This is a genomic window from Streptomyces sp. NRRL B-24572, assembly GCF_002156145.1.
Lineage (GTDB): Bacteria > Actinomycetota > Actinomycetes > Streptomycetales > Streptomycetaceae > Streptomyces > Streptomyces vietnamensis.
This window is the reverse complement of the sequence record NZ_MWIG01001030.1, coordinates 1-577: the sequence shown is the minus strand read 5'-3', so window position 1 is coordinate 577 and position 577 is coordinate 1. Positions and strand designations below refer to the sequence as shown.

Below are 577 nucleotides of genomic sequence, written 5' to 3'. Positions count from 1 at the left end.
CCACATCGGCCACCTCGCCGGGCCGTACGTCGCCGCCGACGTCCTCACCCGCTTCCTGCGCGCGGACGGCGAGGCGGTCCGGTTCACCACCGGCACCGCCGATCACGCCAGCTCCGTCGAGCTCCGGGCGCTGCGGCACCACCGCAAGCCCGAGGAGGTCGCGGAGGGGTACCGGGCCGCGATCACCGCCGACTGGCTGCGTTCGGGCGTGGAGTTCGACCACATCGTGCGTCCGCGCCGCGACAAGGGGTACGGCCGCTGGGTGCAGGACCTCTTCGCGAAGCTGTACGCGCAGGGCGTCATCGCCCCCCGGACCCGGCTGCTCCCGTACTGCGAGCCGTGCGACCGCTGGCTGTACGGGGCGCACGCGACCGGCACCTGCCCGCACTGCGGCGCGGCCAGCGACGGCGGGATGTGCCACGAGTGCGCCCGGCCGAACGACGGCGGCGACCTGATCTCGGCGCGCTGCGCGCTCTGCGGCACCCCGGCGGTCGCCCGCCGCTGCCGCCGGCTCTACGTGCCCCTGGAGCCGTTCCGCGACACGCTCGCCGACTACTGGGCCACCGCGGGGCTCCCG

Annotated in this window: 1 protein-coding gene; it reads left to right on the top strand. The window is 75.9% G+C overall.

Annotation, left to right across the window (positions count from 1 at the left end):
* Nucleotides 1-577: class I tRNA ligase family protein (locus CCN56_RS39775; RefSeq protein WP_143664813.1), on the top strand; the 577-nt coding region annotated here is incomplete at both ends.